This window comes from Allobosea sp. 05T439 (assembly GCF_056396005.1).
In genome coordinates this window covers 315,283-339,425 of the sequence record NZ_JBFTKP010000002.1, presented here as the reverse complement: position 1 = coordinate 339,425, position 24,143 = coordinate 315,283, and the positions used below count along the sequence as shown (strand labels likewise).

The 24,143-nt window shown below is 66.4% G+C and carries 21 protein-coding genes; 11 read left to right on the top strand and 10 right to left on the bottom strand.

The window, feature by feature from the left end; translation table 11 throughout:
* Positions 1-22: 22 nt before the first annotated feature.
* Positions 23-1,150, bottom strand: coding sequence for a GTP cyclohydrolase II RibA (ribA, locus tag AC1DIO_RS03680; RefSeq protein ID WP_441505153.1), 1,128 nt, complete (start codon positions 1,148-1,150; stop codon positions 23-25).
* Between the two features lie 277 nt (positions 1,151-1,427).
* On the opposite strand from ribA, the gene AC1DIO_RS03675 reads away from it, so the two are divergent.
* The gene (locus tag AC1DIO_RS03675; protein WP_441505154.1) at positions 1,428-2,009 is read left to right on the top strand and encodes a cytochrome b; all 582 of its coding nucleotides are present in this window, start codon (positions 1,428-1,430) and stop codon (positions 2,007-2,009) included.
* A gap of 10 nt (positions 2,010-2,019) precedes the next feature.
* Here the strand turns inward: AC1DIO_RS03675 and AC1DIO_RS03670 are convergent, their stop codons facing one another.
* The 4 genes from AC1DIO_RS03670 to AC1DIO_RS03655 form a co-directional block, all read right to left on the bottom strand.
* Positions 2,020-2,859 (bottom strand): SAM-dependent methyltransferase, encoded by an 840-nt coding sequence (locus tag AC1DIO_RS03670; RefSeq protein WP_476853122.1) that lies wholly within the window; start codon positions 2,857-2,859, stop codon positions 2,020-2,022.
* The gene (locus tag AC1DIO_RS03665; protein WP_441505156.1) at positions 2,856-3,908 is read right to left on the bottom strand and encodes a glycosyltransferase family 4 protein; all 1,053 of its coding nucleotides are present in this window, start codon (positions 3,906-3,908) and stop codon (positions 2,856-2,858) included. Before AC1DIO_RS03665 ends, AC1DIO_RS03670 begins: the two co-directional genes overlap by 4 nt.
* The gene (locus AC1DIO_RS03660) at positions 3,905-4,306 is read right to left on the bottom strand and encodes a 6-pyruvoyl trahydropterin synthase family protein (RefSeq protein WP_476853121.1); all 402 of its coding nucleotides are present in this window, start codon (positions 4,304-4,306) and stop codon (positions 3,905-3,907) included. Before AC1DIO_RS03660 ends, AC1DIO_RS03665 begins: the two co-directional genes overlap by 4 nt.
* 63 nt (positions 4,307-4,369) lie before the next feature.
* Positions 4,370-5,377, bottom strand: a complete 1,008-nt coding sequence (locus AC1DIO_RS03655; RefSeq protein ID WP_476853120.1) for a zinc-dependent alcohol dehydrogenase — start codon at positions 5,375-5,377, stop codon at positions 4,370-4,372.
* Between the two features lie 45 nt (positions 5,378-5,422).
* Here AC1DIO_RS03655 and mdoH point away from each other — a divergent pair, with 45 nt between their 5' ends.
* The 6 genes from mdoH (at position 5,423) to AC1DIO_RS03625 (ending at position 12,434) form a co-directional block, all read left to right on the top strand.
* Complete coding sequence (mdoH, locus tag AC1DIO_RS03650; protein ID WP_476853119.1) at positions 5,423-7,249, top strand: glucans biosynthesis glucosyltransferase MdoH; 1,827 nt, start codon at positions 5,423-5,425, stop codon at positions 7,247-7,249.
* Positions 7,246-8,004 (top strand): FkbM family methyltransferase, encoded by a 759-nt coding sequence (locus AC1DIO_RS03645; RefSeq protein ID WP_476775227.1) that lies wholly within the window; start codon positions 7,246-7,248, stop codon positions 8,002-8,004. Before mdoH ends, AC1DIO_RS03645 begins: the two co-directional genes overlap by 4 nt.
* A 369-nt stretch (positions 8,005-8,373) precedes the next feature.
* Entirely contained in the window at positions 8,374-9,354 is a 981-nt protein-coding gene (locus AC1DIO_RS03640) for a hypothetical protein (protein WP_476853118.1), read from the top strand.
* A 174-nt stretch (positions 9,355-9,528) separates the two neighbouring features.
* Positions 9,529-10,308: a 2-oxo-tetronate isomerase gene (gene otnI, locus AC1DIO_RS03635; protein WP_476853117.1), complete on the top strand. Its 780-nt coding sequence runs from the start codon at positions 9,529-9,531 to the stop codon at positions 10,306-10,308.
* Between the two features lie 3 nt (positions 10,309-10,311).
* The gene (locus tag AC1DIO_RS03630) at positions 10,312-11,316 is read left to right on the top strand and encodes a glucokinase (RefSeq protein WP_441489536.1); all 1,005 of its coding nucleotides are present in this window, start codon (positions 10,312-10,314) and stop codon (positions 11,314-11,316) included.
* 71 nt (positions 11,317-11,387) lie between these two features.
* A complete protein-coding gene (locus tag AC1DIO_RS03625) occupies positions 11,388-12,434 on the top strand; it encodes an acyltransferase family protein (RefSeq protein WP_476853116.1) in 1,047 nt (348 codons plus the stop codon).
* Here AC1DIO_RS03625 and AC1DIO_RS03620 read toward each other — a convergent pair.
* Positions 12,431-12,799, bottom strand: coding sequence for a hypothetical protein (locus AC1DIO_RS03620; protein ID WP_476775223.1), 369 nt, complete (start codon positions 12,797-12,799; stop codon positions 12,431-12,433). The genes AC1DIO_RS03625 and AC1DIO_RS03620 overlap by 4 nt on opposite strands.
* Before the next feature lie 137 nt (positions 12,800-12,936).
* Here AC1DIO_RS03620 and AC1DIO_RS03615 point away from each other — a divergent pair, with 137 nt between their 5' ends.
* Both AC1DIO_RS03615 and AC1DIO_RS03610 read left to right on the top strand, forming a co-directional pair.
* On the top strand, positions 12,937-14,742 hold the full coding sequence (locus tag AC1DIO_RS03615) for an ABC-F family ATP-binding cassette domain-containing protein (RefSeq protein ID WP_476831834.1): 1,806 nt from the start codon (positions 12,937-12,939) through the stop codon (positions 14,740-14,742).
* A gap of 141 nt (positions 14,743-14,883) precedes the next feature.
* Positions 14,884-15,630, top strand: coding sequence for a glucose 1-dehydrogenase (locus tag AC1DIO_RS03610; protein WP_113510863.1), 747 nt, complete (start codon positions 14,884-14,886; stop codon positions 15,628-15,630).
* 88 nt (positions 15,631-15,718) lie between these two features.
* Here AC1DIO_RS03610 and AC1DIO_RS03605 read toward each other — a convergent pair whose 3' ends face one another.
* On the bottom strand, positions 15,719-16,612 hold the full coding sequence (locus AC1DIO_RS03605; protein ID WP_441505165.1) for a metallophosphoesterase family protein: 894 nt from the start codon (positions 16,610-16,612) through the stop codon (positions 15,719-15,721).
* A gap of 471 nt (positions 16,613-17,083) precedes the next feature.
* On the opposite strand from AC1DIO_RS03605, the gene AC1DIO_RS03600 reads away from it, so the two are divergent.
* The gene (locus AC1DIO_RS03600) at positions 17,084-17,485 is read left to right on the top strand and encodes an NUDIX domain-containing protein (protein ID WP_476853115.1); all 402 of its coding nucleotides are present in this window, start codon (positions 17,084-17,086) and stop codon (positions 17,483-17,485) included.
* Between the two features lie 322 nt (positions 17,486-17,807).
* Positions 17,808-18,320 carry a GNAT family N-acetyltransferase gene (locus AC1DIO_RS03595; protein ID WP_441489530.1) on the top strand — a complete coding sequence of 171 codons (513 nt, stop codon included), beginning with the start codon at positions 17,808-17,810 and terminating at the stop codon, positions 18,318-18,320.
* On the opposite strand, the gene AC1DIO_RS03590 is transcribed toward AC1DIO_RS03595, so the two are convergent.
* Genes AC1DIO_RS03590 through AC1DIO_RS03580 form a run of 3 tightly spaced genes read right to left on the bottom strand, consistent with a single transcriptional unit; the run spans position 18,292 to position 24,142 of the window.
* Entirely contained in the window at positions 18,292-20,391 is a 2,100-nt protein-coding gene (locus tag AC1DIO_RS03590) for a hypothetical protein (protein WP_476853114.1), read from the bottom strand. The genes AC1DIO_RS03595 and AC1DIO_RS03590 overlap by 29 nt on opposite strands.
* 3 nt (positions 20,392-20,394) lie before the next feature.
* Entirely contained in the window at positions 20,395-23,211 is a 2,817-nt protein-coding gene (locus AC1DIO_RS03585; protein WP_476853113.1) for a DUF4159 domain-containing protein, read from the bottom strand.
* A 13-nt stretch (positions 23,212-23,224) separates the two neighbouring features.
* On the bottom strand, positions 23,225-24,142 hold the full coding sequence (locus tag AC1DIO_RS03580) for a DUF58 domain-containing protein (protein ID WP_441489527.1): 918 nt from the start codon (positions 24,140-24,142) through the stop codon (positions 23,225-23,227).
* Position 24,143 lies beyond the last annotated feature (1 nt).

Here is a 24,143-nt window from a genome sequence, read left to right as displayed (position 1 = left end):
CTGCCCGAAGCTGCAGCCTCGATCAATCCGTCGGGGCGGCGCGAGCCATCAACGCGTCCATGTCGATGAAGTGACCGGCACGGTCCCGCTTGGAGGCGAGATAGCGGACGTTGTGGACGTTCGGCCGGCCGAGCACGCGCTGGGTTGCGGCGACCTCGAGGCCTGCAGCCTTGATCGCGCCGATCTTGAGCGGGTTGTTGGTCAAGGCGGTGACGCTCGTCACGCCAAGCTGCTTCAGCATCGTGGCGGCAAAATCGAAATGGCGCTGGTCGAGGTCGAAGCCGAGCACCTCGTCTGCGTCATAGGTATCCCAGCCCTGACTCTGCAGGCGGTAGGCGCGCATCTTGTTGGAGATGCCGTTGCCGCGGCCTTCCTGGTCCAGATAGAGCAGAATGCCACCCTCGTTCTCTGCCATCCACTGCACGGTCTCGCGCAGCTGGTCGCCGCAGTCGCATTTCAGCGAACCGAAGAGATCACCCGTCAGGCAAGCTGAATGCAGGCGCACGGGCACGGCCGTGTCGAGATTCGGCTTGCCGACGATGATCGCAACCTGATCGCGCAGGCCCTCGCCGCCGCGGAAGACGACGAACTCGGTCTCCGGCGCACCTTCCAGCGGCACCGGCGCCCGCCCAACGATCGCCAGCGATGCGACCTGTTCGCCCCGGTAGGCGTTGATCGCTTGAATGGTGACCTCGACCAGCGGCTCTCCGGCGATCTCGTCAGCTGCGACCGGAACAAGGATCGTCGCTGGCAAAACCAGCGAAAGCCTGGCGAGCTCGATCGCGGCTTCGTCGAGCGAACCGGCTGGCGCAACGGGCGCATCGACCTTGGCGTCGATCTTCAAGGCAAGGGTTTCGATCCGGGCAAGATCGAGCGTCGGCATCGCCAGGATGCCGGTCTCGCTCCGGCCCTTGGCTCCGAGCCTGCGCAAACGCGCTGCGCTGAGAATGAGGTGCGCTCGGCCGCGGGCAAGTTCGTCTAGACGCTGAGCCAGATCAGCGTCCGCGAGCTCCGCGGACAGAGCCAGAGCCAGATTGACGCCATCGCGCAAGAGCACCGGTCGGGCGGCGCGGAATTCGGCGATCGCACGATCGACCGTCACGAGGCTGGTTTCTTGCGAGCGGCCGAAGAGCGTACGCGACCTAGACATCGGCGACTTGGGCATCGAACTGTCCGTCAGATTGCACCGGCGAGCGGCGGAGGAATGTTTATTCTACGATCAGGAAATCGCTAGGGATGCGCGACTGACCCCGGTTTCGAAACGTTCCCGGGGGCAGACGGTTCCCGTTGCCAAAACCCTCACGTCGGCTGAACTTAGCAGCCATCCAATCTGTTGCCGCCAGCTGTATAGGAAGGTGAGATTGAACGCGAGATGAATGGGCGAAGGTAGCAGCATACCCAATCACAGGAAGCCATGGGAGAGCAGGGTGATCAGTCACGACGCCAAGGCCGCCAAATCGGGCATGGGAGAGATCTACAGCCCGGTCGCGCGGGGGTTCCACTGGCTGATCGTTGCGCTCGTCCTCGTGATGATCCCGCTTGGCCTGGCGATGACCTATCGCGGCAAGACGCTGGATATCTGGGATGCACTGACCAATTCTCTCTACAGCGCGCATAAGCTGATCGGCTTCACGCTGCTCTGGCTGATGGCCGGGCGACTGGCTTATCGCCTGCTGCATGGCGCCCCGTCCGACGAGCCGACCCTGCTGTGGTGGCACAAGGCCGGTTCGCATCTGGTGCATTGGCTGCTCTACGGCCTGCTGCTCATCGTGCCGATCCTGGGCTGGATCGGTGTGTCGCTCTTTCCAGCGCTGACGATCTTCGATCTGTTCGATCTACCGGCACTCGCTGCGCCGAACGAGGATATGGCGAAGAGGGTGCTCAATATCCACGGGTGGCTGGCGCTCGGCATGGCCCTGCTGATCGCAGCGCATATCGCAGCCGTGATCTATCACCGTTTCATCCGTAAAGACGGTGTGCTGCGGCGGATGTGGCCGGGATCGCGCTAGCCGACCCGCTTCAGACGGGCCGGGCCCAGAGGTCCTGATGGCCGACGAGCCCGGACACGGTCGCGCGCTTGGCCTCCAGCCAGTCTGCGACCGTGGCGGGGTCGACATGGCCGGTTTCGGTGACCGCCTCGGCGATGCCCTTGGTCAGGGCCTCCGCCAATTCGCGCTGGCTCTCGTCGATCAACCACGGACTTTCGCCGGTGGAAACCGCGAAGCCGGATTTGCGGAAAGCCTCGGCCATCGCCTCCGTAGCATCCGGTCCAGCGGCTGGACCAAAGCCTTTGTCGCTGTGCTGATGATGGTGGAAGGCCGCCAGGACCCTGGCGTCGGCGTCATGTTTCGGCTGCCACTGCTCGCGACCGTCATAGGTCAGCACCGTGTAAAGCGGGACGTTCTGGCTCACGAGTGCGGCGACGAAGCGTTCGAGCCATCGCTTCGAGGTGAGGTCGAACAGGGCTGCGGCGGTCACCAGATCGGGCTGCCAGCCCAGGACCCATTCGAGATCCTTGTTCAGGTCCGCCTTGCGGGTATCGACGGTGATCGTCTTGCCGCCCTTGCTCAGAACGAGCTCCTCGCCGTGCTCGCGGACGTCATCGGCCCAGGCCGCGAGGCGCTCGCGAGCGACGCCAAGCAGGCGCTCATCGAAATCGACGAGCGTCCAGTGCTGCCGGGCGGGTAGCGCGGAATAGGTACCGCGTAGGTTGGAGCCTGCGCCACAGCCGAGATCGACGATGGTGAGCGATGGACGGCTGGAGAAATGGGCGCCAACGGCTGCAAGCAATTGCGGGTTGCGTGCCGAGTGATCGGCCGGCTCGCGCAGGGCCAGCCAGTCTGGAGAAAAGCCGCTCATGCAAACACCTTTCGGCAGGTCTCGGCGACGATCGTCGCGGTGTCTTGCCAGCGAGGCAATGTCTCGGCCGCGGCCCAGGAGGCATCGGCGAGGCGCTTTCTGCCAGTCGGTTGAGCCAGAAGCTCCCTCAACGCCCTGGTCAATGCGCCGGCATCGCCGGGAGCAACCTTGATGGCGGCGGCATCCGGCACTGTTTCAGCTGCTGCGCCGCCGGTGGTGCACAGGATCGGCAGGCCTCGCGCCATCGCTTCGGTCAGCACCATGCCATATCCCTCGAAGAGGGAGGGCATCACGAAAGTGTCGGCCTTGTCATAAGCCTGCGCCAGCTCGGCCTCGCCGACGGCCCCCGCCAGCGTGATCCGGTCTTGAAGCCCGGAAGACGCGATCTGTGCCTTGAGCGCGAGCGTTGTCGCGGGTGCACGGTCGGCTGCGCCGATGATCGTGAGCCGCCAGGCAAGGCCCTGCAGCGGGCGCAAGGCCTCAACCAGGATGTCGTAGCCTTTGCGCGGGACGAGGGACCCGACCGCGAGCAGTTGCAGCGGCTCGTCCGGGCGCCCGCCGGCAGCACGCGGTGCCCGATCGACGCCGGGTTCCGCCACTGCGATGCGCCCGGCGGGGACTCCGAAATCGGAGACCAGAAGGCGCTTGGTCGCCGGACTCGTGACGATGATGGCGCTCGCATGACGCAGGGCGGCGGTTTCGCGCGCAATCAGCGCTCGGGCCTGCTCCGTTTCAAGTCCGGTTTCGAAGCCGAGGGGGTGGTGCACCAGCGCGACCACGCGACCGGCCAGGCCGGCTGCGATGTTTTCCGGAAAGGCTCCATAGGCCAATCCGTCGATCAGCAGGACGTGATCGGAAGGCTGTGACAGAAACAGCCGCCGGGTCTCGTCGAGATCCTGCGGCGTCGGGTTTGGGAAGGAACCGGGGAGGGGGAGATGCCGCGCCGCGACGCCGTTCGCGCGCCATTCCCGCAGGAGGCGACGATCATAGCCGTAGCCGCCCGTAGGCAGGTCGATCTCGCCGGGGATCGCGAAGACGATCTCGCTCACGCGAGGGCGCCCTCATAGCTGGCGCGGGCGAGGTCGGTCTCATGTAAGGTGACGCGGATGCGGGACAGCCCGGCGCCGTCCTCGCCGAGGGCCCCCGACTTCGCGGCTCCAGCGATCGCGTCGAAGATGTATTTGCAGAGGAATTCGGTGGTGGTGAGCACGCCGGAAAACTGCGGCAGCGTATCGAGGTTCTGATAGTTCAACGGCTTCAGCGTCTTGTTCAGCACGTCGAGCGCGGCGCCGATATCGACCACGATATTCTGGCGCGTAAGCCGCTCGCGGAAGAAGGCGACATCGACCACGAAAGTTGCGCCGTGCATGTTCTGCGCCGGGCCGAAGAACGGATCGGGCAGCGAGTGGCCGATCATGATGCGGTCGCGGACTTCGACGGAAAACATGTGCAACTCCCTTGAGCCGGCGCGTCGGCAGGCTCCTGTCTTGGCCAACGCGCCTGTGTCAGGTCAATAGCGCAGCACTGCCGCAAGCCCGCGCCAATCTGCTGACAGCACGCCGGGAAGCTGCGCCGGAGCGTCGGCGAAGAGGATTTCCTGCGTGATCAGCCCGTCCAGACGTTCGTCGGCGAGGAGGGCCATCGCGGCCTGGGCGCGCCTGGCGTAGTCCCATCGGGAACGGCGCGAAGGTGAGACCTGCCCAACCTGCGAGGAGACGATCTGCAATCGCTTGGAATGGAAGGCGCCGCCGAGCGGGGCGGGCACAACGCCCTCGCCATACCAGCTCAGCTCGACGATGCGGGCCTCGAAACCGGCCGCTGCTATCGCCGTGGCAAGCCCTGGCGCCGAGGCGCTGGCATGGAAGACGAGATCGGCGTTCTCGGGGGCGGCGCCGGGCCGGGCGAAACCGAAGCCGAGCTGTTCCGCCAGCGTCGCGCGGCCGGGGTCGATATCGACCAGGGTCACATCGGCACCGGGCATCCGCGCCGCAATCCAGGCAACCAGCAGGCCGAGCACGCCGCCGCCGACGACGACGATGCGGTCGCCGGGACCTGATGCGGCATCCCAATGCGCGTTCAGCGCTGTTTCCATATTGGCGGCGAGCACCGCGCGGCGAGCAGGAACGGCATCGGGCACAACCGTTAGGCGTTCGCGCGGCGCCACGAAATGGCTCTGATGCGGATGGAGGCAGAACACCGTCTTGCCAATGATATCGGCCGGCCCGTCTTCAACCAGCCCGACGGCACAATAGCCATATCTGACCGGGAACGGGAACGCTCCTTCCTGGAAGGGCGCGCGCATGCGCTCGTGCTCGGACGGCGGCACGCGCCCCTCGAATACCAGGCGCTCGGTGCCACGGCTGATGCCGCTCCAGAGCGTGCGAACAAGGCAATCACCCGGTCCCACCGGGGGCACCGTAACGGTGTTCAGGGCGCATTCACGCGGCGCCACATACCAGAGGCCCATCGCCGTCGAACTTGCGCCGGCTGCGAATGCCGGCTTTAGCTCCTGCGCCATGTTGAGCAGACCCTCGCCTTGCACCATCGCATGACGGAAACCGCCATGAACCAGCGCCCCGCTCCGACCACGTTCCAGCCGGCGGCGCAAGAGGCAGGCGATGCGCTGCCGGGGCTGACCCCCGCCGGGCTGCAGACGATCGGCGTGCTGCGGGCCCGCCGACTGCTGGTTCTCGTGCTCAATCTCGTCACGCTCGCCGGCCTTCTCTTCGGGGTGTCGCGGGTGCTGGGAGCGGGCGGCTGGACGCTTGCCGATATGGTGATCTTCGTCGCCTTCCTGTTCGGCGCTCCCTGGACCGTGCTCGGCTTCTGGAATGCTGCAATCGGGCTCTGGCTGCTGCATGGGGTCGAGGACGGGCGCGAGCAGGTTGCGCCGTTCGCCGCTGACGGCGATGTCGCGACACCGTTGGCGGTTCGCACTGCAGTCTTGATGACCCTTCGCAACGAGGACCCCGCGCGGGCCTTCCGTCGCCTGCGCGTGGTCAAGCAAAGCCTTGACGCGACAGGGCAGGGCGGCTGGTACGACTATTTCGTGCTCTCCGACAGCAACGATCCTCGTGTCGCCGCTGCGGAGGAGGCGCTCGCCGAGGGGTGGGCGAGCGAGCTCGGCGAGAGCGGCCGGGTGACCTATCGCCGCCGGACCGACAATGCCGGCTTCAAGGCCGGCAATGTCCGTGAATTCTGCGAGCGCTGGGGCGATCGCTACGAGCTGATGCTGCCGCTCGACGCCGACAGCGTGATGTCGGGCGAGGCGATCGTCAGGCTGACCCGCATGATGCAGGCCCATCCGCGGCTCGGCATCCTGCAGAGCCTTGTCGTCGGCATGCCGAGCAGGTCGGCCTTCGCTCGGATCTTCCAATTCGGCATGCGTCACGGCATGCGCCCTTACACGATGGGCTCGGCCTGGTGGATCGGCGAGTGTGGGCCGTTCTGGGGGCACAACGCCATGGTGCGGATCGCGCCCTTCCGCGATGAATGCCATCTGCCCGTGCTGCCTGGCGGCCCGCCGCTGGGCGGGGCGGTGATGAGCCATGACCAGGTCGAGGCGACCCTGATGCGCCGCGCCGGCTATGAGGTGCGCGTGTTGCCGGAGGAGATGGGAAGCTGGGAGGAGAACCCCCCGACCATGCTCGAATTCGCCAAGCGCGATCTGCGCTGGTGCCTGGGCAACCTGCAATATCTCAAGCTGCTCGATCTGCCGGGCCTGAAGCCGATGAGTCGCTTCCAGCTCGTCTGGGCGATCCTGATGTTCCTCGGCCTGCCTGCCTGGACGCTGATGATCGCGTTGCTGCCCTGGAAGGTGCTCGAGGATGGCAATATCGCCGGATACCCGGCGGGGCTCGCGGCTTTCCTCTACGTGATGTTCTTCACGATGTATCTCTCGCCCAAGCTGGCGGGCTTTGCCGATATCCTGCTGACCAGAGGAGGCACGAAGCGTTACGGCGGCACGGGCCGTTTCATCGCCTCGTCGCTGATCGAGATCATCTTTGCCTTCCTGCAGGGAGCGGTCTCGACCTTCCGCACGACGCTGTTCATGATCGGCATAGCCTTCGGGCGAGCGAAGATCGGCTGGAACGGCCAATCGCGCGACGCACACGCGTTGTCCTTTGCGACGGCATTCGCAGGTTTGTGGCCGCATCTGCTTTTCGGGCTCTATATCTTCGTTACGCTCGCCATCTTGTCGCCAGCGGTGCTGCTCTGGTCGCTGCCGCTGACTGCCGGCTATGTGCTGGCGATTCCCTTTGCCATGCTGACCGCCGCACCGGCGCTGGGCGAATGGTTCGTCGCCCGCGGTCTCTGCGGTATCCCTGAGGATTTCGATGCTCCGGCCGAACTTGAACTTGTCGCCATCCAGGCGGAGACGCACGCGTGACGGGGGTGGCCTATCCCAAGGGTACGGCCAAGGCGATTGCGCGCTCGCTCAGGGTCTATCATCGTGATCGTGAACGCCACGCGGCAATGGATGCGCTCTATGCAAGTTTCCTGAAGCCCGGCGATCTCGCTTTCGATATCGGAGCCCATGTCGGCGACCGGATTTCCTCCTTCCGTCGGCTCGGTGCGCGGGTTGTTGCGCTGGAGCCGCAACCCGGCCCGGCGCGCGCCATTCGCCTCATTCACGGTCGGGATCCGAATGTCACTCTGGTACAGGCCGCCTGTGGCGACCGGGCCGGCACTGTGACGCTCAGGATCAACAGTGCAAATCCGACCGTCTCTACCGTCTCCGAGCAGTTTGTCGGTGCCGCCCACGGCGCCGAGGGCTGGGCAGACCAGGTCTGGGATCGCGAGATCACGGTGCCCTGCACGACGCTCGATGCTCTGATCTCGCGCTATGGCGAGCCCGCCTTCATCAAGATCGATGTCGAGGGTTTCGAGGCCAATGTCCTTGCCGGGCTCTCGCGGCGGGTGCCGGTGATCTCGTTCGAGTTCACCACGATCCAGCGCGATGTCGCTGAGGGCTGCCTCGCGCTGCTCGAGACTATGGGGCCGTACCGCTTCAACGTTGCACTCGGTGAAAGCCAGTTCCTTGAACTCTCCGAGGAGGCCAGCGCCGAAGCAATGGGCGGCTACCTGCGTGATTTGCCGCATTCGGCGAACTCTGGCGATGTCTACGCTATCCTGCAGGGCTGAGCAGCGGGCATCGTCGCATTGCTCAAACTGCCGGCCCCCCGCCGGACCAGCACCGCTGCCGCAAGGAGACGAGCCGGCCCGGATGCCTGCCCTTCGTCGCCGCCAGGACGCCGAGGACGGAGTGGACCAGCCCGATGAGGAGCATCAGGGCTCCGGCCAGCAGAAGTTGTATTTGCACGCGTTCCCCGATGGCGCGAGTCAGCCGTGAACCACTGCCTGTCATCGGTTGAAACGACCGCCTGCTGAGCCTCCGTCTCTGCAGGCGCATGCTTTCATCGACTGCCCGCACGCCCTAAGAGGGAACCAGCCAGCTTGCATTCATCAGGCCTTCGCCATGCTGGCGTCGAAAGCCGTTTTCGAAGGATGGTCATGTTCAGCCTCGCCCGCCCAATCGCTCTCTCGCTCTCTCTCCTGCTTCTCGCCGCGCCGGTGCACGCCGCGGGCGATGTCGCTGTCGAGGTGAAGAACGAGTCGGAGCCGGTGCTTTGCGCCGAGAAGGACAACGTCACGATCAAGGCGATCTCGCCTGAAGTGCGGCGGTTCCAGATCGAGGCGGCACATCCGGCCTATATCGCCGGGCTGGTCCGCGATAACTGGGACGCTGACTGGACCGCCTGCGATATGACCGGCGACCCCGTCTTCACCGCGCCGACACCGCCGCGCCGGGTCACCTTCTACGAGAGCATCGATTATTGGCTCGTCGGTTACACCTTCCCGACCTTCTGGCGGCCGTCGGACACCACTTTCAAGGTTGGAGACCGGGTCGAGAAGGGCCTGCATCTCGTGCAGCTCTGGAAGCTCGGCAAGGACAAATCCTATGAAGTCCTCGTAGTCTATCCGCAGGACGGCTACTGGCGCGCCCGGCCGATGCCGCCGCAACATCTCGGCTTCTCCTCCTACGGCTCATCCTTCCTGTTCGGACCGATCGAACAGGATGGCGCACGGCCGGTGGTGAACATCAAGGAGATCGAGTTCGACCCGAAGACGACCTCCTTCAAGATGAACTTCAAGGATGGCTCGGCTGCGACGCTCAAGCTCGACAGCGTCGACGAGAACCGCATGGTGCTGGATGCCGTGCTCGACAAGCCGGTTACCGGCGGCAAGGCCTTTGTGGCGCTGCGCTCGATGTACGTCACCGAGTTCAACAACGACGTCGCCCGCATCGCCATACGCGAGCCCGGAGCCAAGGGCTGGCGCGAGGAACTGCTGATGCCCTTCAGCGGCGGCAAGGCGAGCGATATCTGGATGGGCCGCACGACCCACTCGCGTCACAATACCTCTTCGCCGGACATGGTCTTCCGCAATTTCTCCAGGGATACGAACCCGCCGGTGGCGCCTGCCAAGAAATAGCAGCGCTCCCGCGCTCCCTCGCGATGTCGCCGGGGCTTGCTGGTCATCCGGGCTGACTTCGCGACGAGGAGGCTGATCTCCCATCGGAACGCAAAGCGCCTCTGTTGCGTTCTCACATGACGCAGCGCGTGCGGCCCGATAAGTTGGCGCGCGTATCGTTTGCCTGAGGATGCCATGCCGCGTTTTGCCGCCAATCTGTCGATGATGTTCAACGAGTGGGAGTTCCTCGACCGCTTCAAGGCGGCCGCGGAAGCTGGCTTCGAGGCCGTGGAGTTCCTGTTCCCCTATGAACACCCGGTCGAGCAGGTGAGCCTTGCGCTCGCGGGGGCTGAACTCGAGCAGGCGCTGTTCAATCTGCCGCCGGGCGACTGGGCCAAGGGCGAGCGCGGCATGGCCGCCATTCCGGGCCGGGAGGCGGAATTCCGCGCCTCCGTCGAAACCGCGTTGACCTATGCGCATGCCACCGGAGTCAAGCGCCTGCATATGATGGCGGGACATGCCGATCCCGGGGATCCCGCAGCCCAGGCGGCGTATCGTGTCTCGCTCGCCTATGCCGCTGACAAGCTCGCCGAGCATGGCATCGATCTGCTGCTCGAGCCGATCAACGGCAAGGATATGCCGGGCTATTTTCTCAATGATTTCGATGCGGCCGCGGCTTATGTCCGCGAGTCCGGGCGGCCCAATGTCAGGCTGCAGTTCGATATGTATCACTGTGAGCTGATCCACGGCGACGTCTCGGGCAAGCTCAAGGCGCTCTATCCGCTGGTCGGCCATGTCCAGATCGCCAGCGCCAATGGCCGCCATGAACCGGACGCGCTCGGCCCGGATTATCCGCGTTTGTTCGCTGAACTCGACTGTCTCGGCTATACTGGCTTTGTCGGCTGCGAGTACCGGCCAAGGGCCGGGACGCTCGAGGGGCTAGGCTGGTTCTCCGACTGGAAAAAGCAGGCCTGAGCGATGCGCGCCGAGCCCTTTGCCTACCCGGTCCTCGTTGCTGATATTGGCGGGACCAATTCCCGCCTTTCGCTCGTGCAGCACGCCGGCGCGCGGCCTGAGCCGCTGGCGCGTATCCAGACCGGCAGTTATCCGACACCAGATGCAGCGCTGGCCTCGGTTCTGGCATCTCTCGATCCACGCCCTCGCTCGGCGGTTCTTGCGGTTGCAGGGCCGCTCGATGGACGTACTGCCCAGCTGACCAATGCCAATTGGCATTTCGACGGGCCTGGCATGGCCGCCGAGCTTGGGCTGGTGCAGGGGCTGCTGGTGAATGATTTCGAGGCGCTCGCCGCCTCGCTCGCTGTCTTGAAGCCGCAGGACATGGTCACCTTGGTGCCGGGGCAGCCCGAGGCGGAGGGAGTGCGCCTCGTGCTCGGACCCGGGACCGGCTTTGGTGCGGCAGCTCTGGTCAGCCGGAATGGCAGGGGCGCATTGATCCCGACCGAGGCCGGGCATATCGGCGTCGGGCCCGAGGATCAGGCGGAGGAGAAGATCTGGCCGGCGCTGGCGGCCGGTCTGCCGCGCGTCACGGTCGAGGCGCTCTTGAGCGGTGATGGCCTGGTGCGCCTGCATCGCGCCATCGCCAGCGAAACAGGCATGGAGGAGGCGCGGGTCAGCGCCGCTGATGTGACGACACTGGCGCTCGACGGCAACCCTGCCGCGCTGATGGCGGTCATCCGCTTCTGGCGCTTGCTGGCGCGTGTTGCCGGCGATCTCGCCCTTATCTTCAAGGCGACCGGTGGCGTCTATATCGCCGGCGGAATCGTGCCGCGCCTCCTGCCGCTCGCGGGGAATGCCGCGCTTCATGCCATGTTCAATGGCAAGCCGCCGATGGAGGAACTTGCGGCGCGCTTCGCCCTGCACGTCATCACGGCACCGGACGCTGCCGAGCAGGGGCTTGCAGCCATTGCGGAATCTCCGGCCCGCTTTGGTCTCGACGACAAAGCCCGATTGTGGTTTCCGTGAACGGCGGGTAGCAGCTACGCTTCGCGATCAGCGCAGAGCGCCGCATTCTCTCGTCAGGGCTTTTCCGCTCCTTGTCCCAGCTCTATGGCATCCAGGTTCTGCGCGCCTTCGCGGCATTCATGGTCGCCGTGCATCACGTCCAGCCGGACGCGCTTGCTTTGGCCCAGCGCTCGGGTGCGAGTTTCACGCCCTCCCATCTCGTGCACTGGATGGCTGGCGTCGATATCTTCTTCGTCGTCTCCGGCTTCATCATGGTGCATGCGTCCGGCGAGCTCTTTGGTCGCAAGGATGCGCCTCGCCTGTTCCTGACGCGCCGGCTTGCCCGCATCGTGCCGCTCTACTGGGCGGCGACGACGCTGTTCCTGCTGGCGGGATTGCTGCTCCCCGGTGCGCTCAATTCGGCTGCGCCCGATCTCGGGCAGATTCTGGCATCCTATCTGTTCTGGCCGGCCGTCTCATCTGCCGGTCTCGTCCAGCCCGTCTACTCGCTCGGCTGGACACTGAACTACGAGATGCTGTTCTACGTGCTGTTCGGCGCAGCGCTCCTCCTGCCGCGGGCCGCAGTCGTCCTGGTGGTGACGCTGGCGCTCGCGGTGCTGGTTGCGACCGAGGCTCTGTCTGGCCCCCTGCCATTGCCATTCGGCTTCTGGGGGCAGCCGATCGTGCTGGAATTCGCCGCCGGGATGGGGTTGGCCCTGTTGAGGCGGCAGGGCTTTCGGCTCACGGGTGGGCCGCGCTGGCTCGTTGCTGCCCTGGGCGTCGCGATCCTGCTGCTGGCAGCCTGGCTTCCCGGGGCAGACACGCCCTGGATGTCCTTCCTGCTGCGGGGTTCGGCTGCCATGCTCCTGGTCGCGGCGGCGTCATCCGGCAGCGGCAATTCGGCGCCATCGGCCCTTGTTCGCGGCCTTGCCGGTCTCGGCGATGCTTCCTACGCGCTCTATCTCGTTCACCCATTTGCGATCCGGGCGCTTCGCGAAATCTTTGCACGTGTGGCTCCGGGCTGGCCCGGCCTCTATGTCCTGACGGCACTCAGCGCCTCGGTGATCGCTTCGGTGCTGATCTATCGCTGGTTCGAGCGACCGGCGACGCGCTGGCTCAGGAAGCGGCTTGAGGCCTAATCGCGCTGCCGTTTCAGGCGCATTCCCTTCAAAGACTGGCCGACGATGCCGCCGGCCTTACGCCTCTCCTCGCGCTTGGCGACAATCGCCGTGACATCCTCCGGCTGCGGAAAATAGCCCCGCTCCATGACTTCGAGCGTGTATTCCTCATAGGTCAGGCCGAGCTCCTCGGCCCGCTCCTGACGTCGCAAAGCGATAGCGGGCGGCTTCTTCCAGGCCTTGCGCGACGCAAAGCGCCAGTCGAAATAGCGTCCGATCTCGCCCTTGCCCCATTCCGGCTGGCGCTGGGCCGTGTCTTCGAGCGGCGGGCCGCCATTGTCGCCGATCCTGGCATTGCGGGCTCTGCGGGAAGGAGGGCGGGTCACGGCAGTCTATCCATTAAGAGATACGTTTTGTATCCTATAATGGATATTGCATTGCGCAAGGGGCCGTGACGCCGTGGCGGAGTGACAGGCCGGGCGTGCCAGTCTATCCCGACCGCTCGACAATCAACGGGTATCGAATGGCTCCTCTGCTCCACCTGCGCGACGTCGCCCTGACCTTTGGCGGCCAGCCCCTGCTCGAAAGCGCGGAGATCGCAGTATCCCCGGGCGAGCGGGTCTGCCTGGTCGGCCGAAACGGCTCGGGCAAGTCGACGCTGCTCAAGATCGCGGCCGGGCTGGTCGAGCCCGACAGCGCCGAGCGCTTCCTGCAGCCGGGGGCGACTGTCCGCTACCTGCCGCAGGAGCCGGATTTCACCGGCTACAGGACGTCGCTTGCTTATGTCGAGGCTGGCCTCGGCCCTGGCGACGATGCCTACCGCGCCCGTTATCTCGTCGAGGAGCTGGGCCTGACCGGAGATGAGGACCCGGCCACCATGTCGGGCGGCGAGTCTCGTCGTGCGGCGCTGGCGCGTGTGTTGGCGCCGGAGCCCGACATCCTGTTGCTCGACGAACCGACCAACCATCTCGACCTGCCGGTGATCGAGTGGCTTGAACAGGAGTTGAAGTCGCTGCGCTCCGCCATGGTCCTGATCAGCCACGACCGGCGCTTTCTGACCTCGCTTTCGCGCGCGACGATCTGGCTCGATCGCGGCCAGACGCGGCGCATGGATCGTGGTTTTGGCGAATTCGAGGCCTGGCGTGACGAGGTGCTGGCGCAGGAGGAACTCGACCGGCACAAGCTCGACCGCAAGATCGCGCGCGAGGAGGACTGGCTGCGCTACGGCGTCAGCGCACGTCGCACACGCAACCAGCGCCGCCTCGGCGATCTCCATGCGCTGCGCGACCAGCGCCGCACGGCGCGCGGTGCGGTCGGTTCGGTCCGGCTCGAGGCCAGCGAGGCCCAGATGTCGGGCAAGCTGGTGATCGAGGCGATCGACGTCGCCAAGGCCTATGACGACAATGTTGTGGTCAAGAATCTCTCGCTGCGCGTGGCGCGCGGAGACCGGATCGGCATCGTCGGACCGAATGGCGCTGGCAAGACCACGTTGATCAACCTGCTGACCGGAGCGCTGCAGCCGGATTCCGGCAAGATCAAGCTCGGCGTCTCACTCGAAATGGTGACGCTCGACCAACGCCGTGAAAGCCTCGACCCGGCGACGCCACTCGGCGATGCTCTGACTGGCGGCGGCTCCGACCAGGTCATGGTCGGCGGGCAGCCGCGCCATGTCATCAGCTACATGAAGGACTTCCTGTTCCAGCCGATCCAGCGCGGCACGCCGGTTGGAGCGCTCTCGGGGGGCGAGCGCGGGCGGCTGATGCTGGCACGGGCCCTGGCAAAGCCATCGAACCTGCTGGTCCTGGACGAGCCGACCAACGATCTCGATCTCGAAACGCTGGACCTGCTTCAGGAGTTGCTGGCGGACTACCAGGGGACGGTGTTGCTGGTCAGCCATGACCGCGACTTCATCGACCGTGTGGTTTCCGCGACGCTGATCTCGGATGGGGACGGAATCTGGACCGAGTTTGCGGGTGGCTATTCCGACATGCTCGCGCAGCGTGGCCGCGGCGTCGGCGCGAAGGCGCGTGCTGTGGCGGAGAAGGCCGTTGCTCCAGCCGCCAAGCCGGCTGCTGCCGCGACGGTGGCATCCAGCAAGCGGAAGCTCTCCTTCAACGAGAAGCACGCACTGGAGACGCTGCCGAAGCGCATCGAGGCCCTTCAGGGGGAGGCCGCCAAGCTCAACACGGCTGTCTCCGGCGATCTTTACACGCGCGATCCCAAGCTCTTTGCCAAGGCAACGGCCCGGCTGGACGAGGTCACACGCGAGATCCACCAGGCCGAAGAGCGCTGGCTGGAGCTCGAGATGCTGCGTGAGGAGATCGGCTAGACCCAGGGTCCTCCGGCCTGTCTGTCGTGCGATCGGGCCGGCCATAGGATTTCGGTATCCGGGCAATCGCAAAAACGCATTTTTGGCCGGCCGCAAATCGTCCCAATGTCATCACCTCAAAGAAGATCACGAGGAAACAGCATGAGACTGAAGGGCAAGACCGCGCTGGTTACCGGCGCTGCGCAAGGGTTCGGCTTCGGCATCGCCGAAACCTTCGTGCGTGAGGGCGCGCGGGTGGCTGTACTCGATATCAATCGCGAGAAGGCGCAGGAGGCGGCAAAGGCGATCGGCCGCAAGGCATTTGCCGTCGCGTGCGATGTCGGCAAGGGAAAGAGCGTCGATGCGGCGGTCGCGAAGGTGATCACCCGGCTCGGCAGGCTGGATATCGTCGTCAACAATGCCGGCATCAGCCACCGTAACCAGCCAATGCTTGACGTCTCGGAAGCGGAGTTCGACCGCGTCTTCGACGTCAACGTGAAGTCGATCTACCTGATGGCCAAGGCGGTCGTGCCCCATTTCCGCGAGCATGGCGGCGGGGTGATCCTCAATATCGGATCGACTGCGGGCTTGCGTCCGCGCCCCGGGCTGACCTGGTACAACGGCTCCAAGGGGGCCGCGAACCTGCTCTCGAAGTCGATGGCCGTCGAACTCGCGCCTGACCGCATCCGTGTCAATGCGATCGCGCCTGTTGCCGGCGAGACGCCCCTGCTTGCGACCTTCATGGGGGAGGACACTCCCGAGAAGCGCAAGGCTTTCACCAGCACGATTCCCTGGGGCCGTTTCTCGACGCCGCAGGACATTGCCAACGCGGCGCTCTTCCTATGCTCCGACGAGTCGGAAATGGTGACGGGCAGCGTGCTTGCGGTGGATGGTGGCCGCTGCGTTTGAGCGGTTTCCTCTGCCAGACCTCTGAAGGGCGCCGCCATGCGGCGCCCTTTGTCATTGCGCCGCGGCTCTCTCCATGGAGAGCGGGGCGTCAAACCGGCTTGGCGTGAAGCGCAATTTCCTGACGCATCCTGACGGTGCCGTCGGGCTCGAAGCCACGTTGCTCGACGCTGATCGAAGGAGCCTTGGCATCGCCCTCGATCTTGATGAGATGCCAGCTCGCCATTTCGCCATGACCGAGCGGCCCGATCGAGGCCGAGGGCACGCCGACGATGGGGATATCGTGATCCGGCCCCGGCCGCCAGGCGAGTGAGAAGCGGTGGTTATGGCCGTGCAGGACGAGGTCGGCCCCCTTGCGTCTCAGCATCGACTCGAAAGCATCAGCATCGAGCAATTCGCGGGTGCGCCGCGCGCCGCCGAGATAGGGCGGATGATGGATGAGCACGACGCGGATCAACCCGGCCGCCTTGGCCCGGTCGAGGAGAATCTCCGCCTTGGCGATCTGCTCGCGCCCGACGCGGCCCGTCGCCATCAGAGGCAATGTCGGAATGCCGGTGTTCAACCCGATGAGCGCGACCGGCCCGCGCTCGCGATACCAGGGATACCCGATCGTGCCATCATCGCTGCTGGACCATGGGCCCAGCAGGGTCGCGAGTGGCTTTAGCGAGGAACGGGCATAGGCATCGTGATTGCCCGGCACGAAGCTGACATCGGTGCGCGCACCCAGCGTGTCGAGAAAGGTGACCGCGGTCTTGAATTCGTTGGGAAGGCCGATATGGGCGACATCGCCGGTGCAGGCGACATGATCCGGCGCCTGCGCGCGGATATCCGCGACGATCAGCGCCAGGATTTCCATGTCATGGGCGTGCCGGCGCTTGCGGCGCCAGTTGACATAGCCGGTCGCGCGCTTGCCGAGCAGCTGATGCAGTGAAAACTCGGCAAGCGGGCCGAGATGCGGGTCGGACAGGTGCGCGATCTTGAACACGCCCTGCGCTTGCCCTCAGAGCATGGCAGCCGTCAAGCGCATCCGCGCGTCGGCTCGCCTCAATCCGTTCCCGAACCCGATCAGGTTCGAGCCCAAGGACTCAGTTGAACGAGTCGGTGAGTTCCGAAACGATGCGCGGGTCGGTGAGGGTGAGGGCGGGCTTCCAGACGAAAGCGCGCTTGGCCCGGAGGCGAGCGGTGATGAAAGCGAGAAGCATTGTGGTAACCCCAGCGGTGATGGCGGTGGTTTCTACCTGCTTTGCGGCGCGTTTGTGACGTAACGGCAGTACAAACGGTGGTCTGTTATGCGTTATTTGCATAGGCAAATACGCGGTAGATGAGAGGAGCGCGAGGCGTGTCGCATGGGCCCGACCCCAAAACTGGCGGCGGAACAGGGCATGCCCGCGAGCCGCGCCCCATCTCGAGGCCCGTTCGCCGGCTGCTGCATCTGTATTTCTGGCTGACACGCGGCATGACGCTGGGCGTGCGCGCGGCAGTGCTCAGGGATGAGCGCGAGGTCCTGCTGGTGCGCCATACCTACACGCCGGGGTGGCATCTGCCGGGCGGCGGGGTGGAGACCGGCGAGACTTTGCGAGACGCGCTCGACAAGGAACTGCGTGAAGAGACGCTCGTCAGGCTGACCGGCGCGCCGCAACTTCATGGCGTCTTCTTCAACCGAACGGTGTCGCGCCGCGATCATGTCGCGATCTTCGTGGTACGGGAGTTTGTTGTGGACGGTATCAGGCAACCGGATCGCGAAATTGCCGAGGCCCGTTTCTTTCCGCTCGACGCGTTGCCGGACACCACCACAGCGGGAACCCGCCGCAGGCTCGACGAGATATTCGGCAGGCGTCAGCTTACTGCCGATTGGTGAGATCGGTTTCTGCGGGAGAGTGTGCGTGCTTAGGCTCGCCTCTCGCCAACCATGATCTCAACGCAAACAGTCCACGGCGTCGCCGATCCTCTCATCCGCCAGCGCTTCGCCCTGCCATCAGCGCTCGCGAAGCGAGACACGAAACAGCTCGTCATTTCCAACATGGACGCCCGCCCGTGCCTCTGCTACAGGCGATTCATGGCTGACCGGCAAGACCTCTCCATCCTGCGACGACCGGCGCGCTGAGCGCGCCCTTCCGCTCGGCTGCTTCACGGCGCCTGAGCTTCTTGCCCCGCTGCCCGTTCGCAGGTTTGCCGACGCCATGACTTCGCTTCCCCTGACCATTCGCCACGAACTCCCCGCCGATCATGCTGCCATCGAGCGCCTGCACGAGCGCGCCTTCGGTCCCGGCCGTTTTGCCCGCACGGCATTTCGCCTGCGCGAGGGCGTGCCGCAGGACCCGGCGCTATCCTTCGCCTCGCATGTCGGAACCTTCCTGGTCGGTTCGGTGCGGGTGACCCGCGTCTCGGCGGGTGGGCAGCCGGCGCTGATGCTGGGGCCGCTTACCGTGGATCCTGCCTTCGAGGGACGCGGTATCGGCGCTGCCCTGATGAACGCTTCGATCGAAGCCTCGCGGGCGGCCGGACACGACCTCATCATGCTGGTGGGGGATGCACCCTATTATGCCCGCTTCGGTTTCAAGCCGATCCCCCCGGGCCAGCTGACCTTGCCGGGACCGGCCAATCCCGCCCGCTTCCTCGCTCTCGAACTGGTCGAGGGCGTGCTGGCCAGGCGCAGCGGGGCGGTCATGGCGTTGCGTCCGGGCTCCGCCTGAAGCGCCGGCTGGTCTCGCCGAGCCAGCCGGCCACCAGAGCGCCAAACAGCAGCGCGAGGCCGATCAGCCCGATGAACACAGGCGAAATCGAAACGCCGCGCACGATGCCGGAATCGCTGATGCGCAGGCCGATCCAGTCCGCACCAGCGAACTGACTGCCCGAACGGACCGGAACGATGCGCGGCACGGACACGCTCGAGCCGCTGTCCTGGCCGATCCGGCGGGAGGAGCCGCCCGTCGCCTCGGCAAGCTGCTGAAGCTTCGCCGGGTCGCTGACGACCTCCATGAGTTCGCGCGGGTTCTCCGGGCCGACACTGGCAAAGGCCGTCAGATTATCCCCTGAGATGCGGTGCAGGCCGAATTCGGTGGTCGGGACGCGGGCGCTGAAGATGCCGGGCCGTCCGGCTTCCAGCTGAACCGTGCGCGACGTGCCATTGGGGTCGGTGACGACAATCGGGGAGGGGGCGTCGCCGAGCGTCTGGCGCTCGATCTCGATGGTGCGGCCGCGGGCGGTTGCGCGGAGCGCCTCTTCCTCGAGTTCGGGTTCCTTCATCAGCCAGTGGCCGAGGCGGCGCAGCAGGTCGAGATGCGGGCCGCCATCGCGGAAGCCTCGAGCCCAGAGCCAGGCATGATCGGAGAGGAAAAGCGCAACGCGCCCCTTCTGCTCACGGCTGAGCATGAGCAACGGTCTGTCACCCGGCCCGGTCATGATGGTCGAGCCTGTGCGGGCGCGGGCGCCGACCATGCGCAGCCACTCGCCCCAGCGCGGCGGCTCGACCTCCGAACCGGGGAGGTCGCGGGTGACCGGGTGGCGGCGGCCGGGTTCGCTGACGCGGGCGCGATAGGCCTCGTCGATGACGGTGCCATCGGGCAGGGCGGGCAGGATCTGTCCGAGCGGGGTCCGTGCCAGCGACTGCGAGCCGGAATACTCCGGACCGGCTGCGACCAGCAGGGCGCCACCCTCGCGCACATAGCGGACGATGTTGTCGAAGTAGAGCAGCGGCAGGATCGACTGGTTGGCGTAGCGGTCGAAGATGATCAGGTCGAATTCCTTGATCTTGACCTGGAACAGCTCGCGCGTTGGAAAGGCGATCAGCGAAAGCTCGTTGATCGGCGTGCCGTCCTGCTTCTCCGGCGGGCGCAGGATCGTGAAATGGACGAGGTCGACATTGGCGTCGGCCTTGAGCAGGTTGCGCCAGGTCCGTTCGCCGGGATGCGGCTCTCCGGAGACCAGCAGCACGCGCAGCTTGTCGCGCACGCCCTCGATCGTGATGACGGCGCGATTATTGGCAAGCGTGAGCTCGTTATCGAGCGGCGCCGCCTCGATCTCGACGACATTGGGCCCGCCGCGGTCGATCCGAACCGGCACCTGCACGATCTGACCCGAGGTGACCTCGCGGCGAGCGACGATCTCGCCGTCGCGGCGGATCGTCAGCCCGGCGCGGCCGGGGCCGCCCTTGTCGACGACGCGCAGGCGAATGACCTGATCCTTGCCGACGATGCCGAAGCGCGGCGCATCGACAAGTACGATCCGGCGGTCGATCTCGGCGTTTCGGCCGGTCGTGAGAATGTGCAGCGGTGCCTTGAGACCCAGGGCCTCGGCATTGGGAGGAGCGTCATGAGCGAGGCCGTCGGTGATGACGATGGCGCCGGCGACGCGCTCCGATGGGACATCCGCGATGCTTGCGGCCAACGCCTCGAAGAGACGGGTCCCGTCTCCCGAGCCCTGCATGTCGGTGACGTCGACGATGCGTGGCTCGACGCCCGGAACGCCGCGCAATTGCCGTTCGACATCGGCCAGGGTGGCTTCGGTCTGCGCGGTCCGGTCGGCGAGGCGGTTCGAGCCGGAGCGATCGACCACCACCGAGACGACGTCCTTGACCGGTTCTCTGTCCTCGAAGACGAGTGACGGGTCGGCCAGCGTGAGCGTCAGCACGATCAGCGCGAGCGCGCGCAGGATGGCGCTGCGGCCGGCGAGGACGAGCGCGGCGCCGGCAGCGAGAGCAGCCAGCAACGCGAGCCCGATCAGCAGTGGCAGAGGCACGAGCGGGGCGAAGGAGAGGCTCCACATGGTCTATTGCCCCAGACGCTCGAGCAGGGCCGGCACATGGACCTGGTCGGCCTTGTAGTTGCCGGTGAGCGCGTACATCACGAGATTGACGCCGGCGCGGAGCGCCATTTCGCGCTGGCGGGGATCGGAGCCGGACACCGGTACCAGCCCTTCGCCGCGGCGATTTACGGCCCAGGCTGAGGCAAGATCGTTCGAGGTGATGACGATCGGCGAGACGCTGTCGCCGGCCCGCGCCGGCCGACGCCCGTCTTCGCCGGCGGGCGGCAGGATCTCGACCCAGGTCGTGCCGGTGTCATAGCGCCCGACGAAACCGTCGAGGATGTAGAAGGTCTTGGTCAGCACGTGGTCGCGCGGGATCGGTTCGAGCTCGGGAATGTCCAGCGTCTGCAGCATCCGCTTGAGCTGATCGCCCTCGGGCGTGCTGCCCCCATCCGGGCGGGCGCTCATGGCATCGCGCGTATCGAAGATCACGAGCCCGCCGCCCTTCATATAGGCTTCGAGCTTGCGCAGGGTTTCGGGCGCCGGAATCGGGCGCCCGGCGACCACCGGCCAGTAGAGGATCGGGAAGAAGGCGAGCTCGTCGCGGGCTGGGTCGAGGCCGACCGCTTCGCCGGGTTCGAGTGCCGTGCGTGCGCCGAGCACGATATTGAGGCCTGCAAGCCCCGCCTTCGACATGTCATCGACCGCCTTGTCGCCGGTCAGGACATAGGCGAGGCGGGTGACCGCACCTGCGGCGAAAAGTTCGCGCGGGATCGGCGGGCGGGTGTCCTCCGGTGCCGCCGGGACAGGTTGGGCCAGCGCCGGAGCGGCCGAAAGGGCGGCGGCCAGCCCCAGCCCAAGCAGGAGCGTGGCGGCAGCAGCCTTGCCGGCGCGCGTCACGCGCAGTCGACCGCCGAGCCAGAGCGTCGCCAGCGTGTCGAGGATCAGCAGCAGCAGCGCGATGACCAGGAGCTGCGGCCGGATGTCCTGCGCGACCGGCTTGTCGATCGGCAGGATCGGCGCGCCGAGCGAGGCCAGATCGAGCGCGTGCAGCGTGTCGGCGGGAGCCAGAGCATTGACCGCGAGCGAACCGTCGGCCGGGCCGTAGATGCCGGGGGGGTGGGCCTGGGTGGCACGTCCGGTGAAGGTCCGCGGTACCGGTTGAGCCGTAGCCGGTGGTGCACGGAAGGAGCCCTTGCCGTCCAGCACGCGGGTCGGCGAGAGCGTCTCGACCTTGGCATCTTCGGCCTGGGCGTCGGCCGGGCCTGTTCCGGCCAGCGCCACCACCTTGCGCAGCATCTCGACGAAGAGGCCCGACAGCGGCAGGTTCGACCAGGTGGTGTCGGCGGTGACATGCATCATGGCGATCACGCCATCGCCGCGGCGTTCGCCGGTGACCACAGGCGTGCCGTCTTCGAGCGCAGCCCAGGTCTTGCGCGCAAGATCCGCATCGGGCTCGGCCAGAATCTGGCGATTGACGCGGACGTCGTCGCTGATCTGCGTGCCGAAGAACGGGCTCTCCCGGGTGAAGGGGGCGAGCTTGCGCGGAGTGTCCCACGAGAGGCCGCCGCCGAGCGTGCGCCCGCCGCGGCGCAGCCGCACGGGTGTCAGCTCGTCGGAGGCGGTGGCGAGGCGCACGCCGGCAAAGCGCAAGAGAACACCGCCTCGCTCGACGAAACTGCTGATCTTCGTCGCCGTCTCCGGGTCGAGGGCGCCGATATCCGCGAGAACGAGGACCGAGAGGTTTTGCGCGAGCAACTCGCCGACGGGGTCGTTCGAGCCGGGGCGCGGTTCGCGGATCTCTGCGAAGGGCGAGAGGGCGCGCGAGACGTAATAGGTTGGAGACAGCAAGGGCTGCGCCGTATCGGTGGTCGTTCCGGACACGATACCGACGCGGCGCCGTTTGGCGCGGTCGTCGAGCAGCGCCACTGCACCCGCGCTTGGTTCGCCCACGACCTCAAGCCGCGAAACGGCATTGCGCACCTCGATCGGAAGGGTGAGCCGGGCCACCGTCTGCGTTTCCGTTGGGCCAAAGCCGAATGGAGCATCCCCCAGTGGCAGGCCCTTCAGATCGAGTGCGCGAACCTGGCCGCTCGCGGGGGCGCCGGTGGCGGGCCGCAGCACCTTGACCGTCAGCGCGCCGGAGAGGTTCTCTGCTGCCGTCAGCGCGAGCTGGTCGGCGGGGATGGCGTGGATGGAAAGCCGACGTGCATCGGCTTCCTGCTTCAGGCGCGCCAGGAAGGCGCCTTCGTCGGTCAGGCCGAGCCCGTCGGAGACCCAGACGATTTCGGCGTCAGGCGTGGCGCGAAGAAAGGCCTCGATCCGGGGCAATTGGGTGGTGCGGTCGGGCGCGTGCGGCTGCAAGGCCAATGCACGCAGCTTGTCGAGCGCCGCGCGCGGCTCCGACAGCGTGACCTCGCCCGGCGTTTCCGCGAGCCCGACGATCGCCACCGCACGTCCCTCGCGGCCTGCAGCATTGACCCGCGACTCCGCCAGCGCCACACGCTCGGGCCAGTCGGTCGCCGCGCCGAAGCCGTTGTCGATCAGGAGCAGCACGGGCCCGCGCGTGGGCGCCGTTGCGACCGGTGGGTTCCAGACCGGGCCGGCAACGGCGATGATGGCGAGTGCCGCAATGGCCATCCGCAATGCCAACAACCACCAAGGTGTATGCGCCGGCATTTCACGCTTGGCGATCAGGTCGGCCATGATCTTGAGCGGTGGGAAATCGATGCGGCGCGGGCGTGGCGGCGTTACCCGCAGGATCAGCCAAAGCGCTGGCAGCAGCGCAAGCGCGGTCAGCGCGAGCGGGGCGGAGAAGGCGATGGGCAGCTGCGTCAGCATCGTTGGCGCCCTCCTAGCGGCCCTGGCCGCCGCGCGACGCGGCGATCAGGCTCGCAATCCGGAGTACGCCTTCGCTGGCGGGCCGGTCGGTCCGATGCAGGGTCAGCGTCCAGCCCGCCTTGCGGCAAGCCTCCCGAATGATCTCGCGATGGGCTTCGAGGCGCCGGCGATATTCCTCTCCCCAGGCCCCGGCATCGCCGACGCGCAGAGTGAGGCCGTCTTCGAGGTCGAAGAGCTCGGCCTGGCCGCTGAAGGGGAAAGTTTCTTCGATCGGATCGGCGATCAGCAGGATATGGCCGCGCGCGCCGCTGCTCGCCATGGTCGCGATGCGCTTGGCCAGGGACTGCGCCGGCGAAAGTCCGTCGGTGATGATGATGGCGTCGGCCAGGCGTGGAAGCGGCGCGTCCGGCGGCAAATCGGCGGTCTCGCCCTTGCGGTCGATCACGAGCGCTTGTGCCAAGGTCTCGACGATACGTCGCGAGGCGAGCGCCCGCGTCAGGCCGAGATGCCCGACGCGCTCGCCGCCTTCGACCAGGGTCTCGGCCAGGGCGAAGCCGGCAACAAGCGCGCGGTCGACCTTGGAGGCCATGGCGAGCGACGAGGAAAAGCCCATCGAGGCCGAGCGGTCGATCCAGAGCCAGATCGCATGCGAGGCCTCCCATTCGCGCTCGCGGACGAAGAGATGGCCGTCGCGCGCCGAGCGGCGCCAGTCGATGCGTGACGCGGCCTCACCGGTCACCAGAGGGCGGTACTGCCAGAATGTCTCGCCGGGGCCGGCGCGCCTGCGGCCGTGGATGCCATGCACGCTGGCCGAGACGCGCCGGGCCTCGAGGATCAGGCGCGGCAGGCGCGCCGCGAGATCGAGGGAAGCCTTCAGGACCGGCGGGGCCGGCTGGCGTTCGGATGGGCCGAGGACGCGCGTGCGCAGCATC

What these genes read in the sequence shown, in the direction of transcription:
- AC1DIO_RS03670 (WP_476853122.1), bottom strand. Translation starts at nt 2,859, where the DNA reads ATGAGCGGCTTTTCTCCAGACTGGCTGGCCCTGCGCGAGCCGGCCGAT.
- AC1DIO_RS03580 (WP_441489527.1), bottom strand. Translation starts at nt 24,142, where the DNA reads ATGCTGCGCACGCGCGTCCTCGGCCCATCCGAACGCCAGCCGGCCCCG.
- AC1DIO_RS03615 (WP_476831834.1), top strand. Translation starts at nt 12,937, where the DNA reads ATGGCTCCTCTGCTCCACCTGCGCGACGTCGCCCTGACCTTTGGCGGC.
- mdoH (WP_476853119.1), top strand. Translation starts at nt 5,423, where the DNA reads ATGAACCAGCGCCCCGCTCCGACCACGTTCCAGCCGGCGGCGCAAGAG.
- AC1DIO_RS03630 (WP_441489536.1), top strand. Translation starts at nt 10,312, where the DNA reads ATGCGCGCCGAGCCCTTTGCCTACCCGGTCCTCGTTGCTGATATTGGC.
- AC1DIO_RS03585 (WP_476853113.1), bottom strand. Translation starts at nt 23,211, where the DNA reads ATGCTGACGCAGCTGCCCATCGCCTTCTCCGCCCCGCTCGCGCTGACC.
- AC1DIO_RS03660 (WP_476853121.1), bottom strand. Translation starts at nt 4,306, where the DNA reads ATGTTTTCCGTCGAAGTCCGCGACCGCATCATGATCGGCCACTCGCTG.
- AC1DIO_RS03610 (WP_113510863.1), top strand. Translation starts at nt 14,884, where the DNA reads ATGAGACTGAAGGGCAAGACCGCGCTGGTTACCGGCGCTGCGCAAGGG.
- AC1DIO_RS03600 (WP_476853115.1), top strand. Translation starts at nt 17,084, where the DNA reads ATGACGCTGGGCGTGCGCGCGGCAGTGCTCAGGGATGAGCGCGAGGTC.
- AC1DIO_RS03595 (WP_441489530.1), top strand. Translation starts at nt 17,808, where the DNA reads ATGACTTCGCTTCCCCTGACCATTCGCCACGAACTCCCCGCCGATCAT.
- AC1DIO_RS03590 (WP_476853114.1), bottom strand. Translation starts at nt 20,391, where the DNA reads ATGTGGAGCCTCTCCTTCGCCCCGCTCGTGCCTCTGCCACTGCTGATC.
- AC1DIO_RS03655 (WP_476853120.1), bottom strand. Translation starts at nt 5,377, where the DNA reads ATGGCGCAGGAGCTAAAGCCGGCATTCGCAGCCGGCGCAAGTTCGACG.
- AC1DIO_RS03640 (WP_476853118.1), top strand. Translation starts at nt 8,374, where the DNA reads ATGTTCAGCCTCGCCCGCCCAATCGCTCTCTCGCTCTCTCTCCTGCTT.
- otnI (WP_476853117.1), top strand. Translation starts at nt 9,529, where the DNA reads ATGCCGCGTTTTGCCGCCAATCTGTCGATGATGTTCAACGAGTGGGAG.
- ribA (WP_441505153.1), bottom strand. Translation starts at nt 1,150, where the DNA reads ATGTCTAGGTCGCGTACGCTCTTCGGCCGCTCGCAAGAAACCAGCCTC.